Source organism: Lutibacter sp. HS1-25, from assembly GCF_004121075.1.
In the GTDB taxonomy this organism is placed as follows: domain Bacteria; phylum Bacteroidota; class Bacteroidia; order Flavobacteriales; family Flavobacteriaceae; genus Lutibacter.
In genome coordinates this window covers 1-1,979 of the sequence record NZ_RHLN01000089.1, presented here as the reverse complement: position 1 = coordinate 1,979, position 1,979 = coordinate 1, and the positions used below count along the sequence as shown (strand labels likewise).

The window sequence follows — 1,979 nt, the reverse complement described above, 5'->3', positions numbered from 1 at the left end:
TTTTGTGAAGTTTTTAGAATCACTTTCATTTAATGATAAGTTAAAAGAAATTAATATTACCACCAATGGTGCTTTAATTTCCAATCATATTGAAAAGCTAGAAGAACTAAATATCAATGCGGTTAATTTAAGTATGGATACTTTGCAAAGAGAAAAATTTGCTCAAATTACACGAAGAGATGTTTTTGTAAATGTGTATGATACTTTTGAAAAACTGGTTGAAAGTAACTTAAAATTAAAGCTAAATATTGTAGTACAGTCTGGTTTTAATACCGATGAAATTATTGATTTTGTTGAACTTTCAAAAGATAAAAATATTGCCATTCGTTTTATTGAAGAAATGCCTTTTAACGGTAAAGGACAACGCAAAATTGATGAAGAGTGGAATTTCAATAAAATAATCAATCATATAAAAAATCAATATTCAGTAGTTGAGACACTTCAACAAAAAAAATCATCTACTTCAAAAAACTTTAAAATACCTGGTTATTTAGGTACTTTTGGTATCATCCCTGCGTTTACCCGTACTATTTGTGGCGATTGTAACAGAATTAGAATTACGGCAACTGGTATGTTTAAAAACTGTTTGTTTGATGGTGGAGTGTTTAATGTACGCGATTTTATAAGAAATGGAGCCAGCGACAACGATTTGAAAGCATTGTTTATTAAAACAGTGCATAAAAAACCCGAAAACGGATTTGTTGCTGAAGCTTCTAGAGACAATGATGTGTCTGAAAGTATGTCTACTATTGGAGGGTAAATAAATTGACAATTGACAATTGACAATGAAAAATTAACAATTAATAGTGCATAATTTTAATGAAAAGTGAAAAAGTAAAAATGAATAATGTTGGTCTGGTCGCTGAGCGTAGCCGAAGTGATAATTAAAAACAGTAAGCTTATTTATTGATATGAAATTCGTAATTAAACATTAACAATTCGTAATTAATTCAAATGAATTTAACAACCGTAAATGAAGCCTTGGCAATTATTTTAAACAACACTTTAAATTTTGGTGTTGAAGAAATAGATTTTATAAATGCTACTGGCAGAATTTTAAAGGAAACTATTGTTGCTGATCGCGATTTTCCACCGTTTGATCGTGTGAGTATGGATGGTATTGCAATTGCTGCTGCAGTTTTTAGCAATGGGCAACGAACTTTTAAAATTGAAGGTATTCAAGCCGCTGGAAGTGAGCAATTACAGCTTAAAAATTCAGAAAATTGTATTGAAGCTATGACGGGTGCAATACTGCCAAAAGGTTGTGATGTGGTGATTCCTTACGAGTTATTAACCATTGAAGATGGAAAAGCTCAGGTAAATTTAGATGAGATAAAGTATTTTCAAAATATTCATCCAAAAGGTTTTGATAAAAAAGTTGGCGATGTTTTAATTGCTGAAAACACAAAAATTTCTCCTGCCGAAATTGGTGTGTTGGCAACTGTTGGAAAATCTACCGTAAAAGTTGGTAAACAGCCAAAAGTAATGATTGTTTCTACGGGTAATGAATTGGTTGATGTTACTGAAACTCCTGCTGAACATCAAATTAGAAAAAGCAATGTTTATACCTTGGTATCGTTGTTAGATAAATTGCAAATTAAAGCCGATACTGCTCATATTTTAGATGATAAACAAGTTTTAAAATCAAAGATTGAAGCATTTTTAAACGATTATGATGTGCTGCTTTTTAGTGGAGCAGTTTCTAAAGGGAAATTTGATTTTATTCCAGAAGTTTTATCGGAATTGGGAGTTGAAAAATTATTTCATCAGGTAAAACAACGTCCGGGAAAACCATTTTGGTTTGGTGTTAAATCGCAGGTTACAGAGCCTAACCGAAATGATAATTCTGTAACTGCGTGTAATCAACAAAATAAAGTTGTATTTGCATTTCCAGGAAATCCGGTTTCAACTTTTGTAAATTGTTTGAAATATTTTCACCCTTGGTATTATAAATCAGCAGATTTAAATGTTGAAAATCA

The 1,979-nt window shown here is 31.0% G+C and carries 2 protein-coding genes; both read left to right on the top strand.

The genetic code is table 11. The features are described from left to right. Positions 1–760, top strand: a 760-nt coding sequence (locus EC396_RS12390) for a GTP 3',8-cyclase MoaA (RefSeq protein ID WP_129366960.1), incomplete at its 5' end; no start/stop codon positions are given. A 194-nt stretch (positions 761–954) separates the two neighbouring features. Further along, positions 955–1,979: molybdopterin molybdotransferase MoeA (locus tag EC396_RS12385; protein ID WP_164975284.1), on the top strand; the 1,025-nt coding region annotated here is incomplete at its 3' end.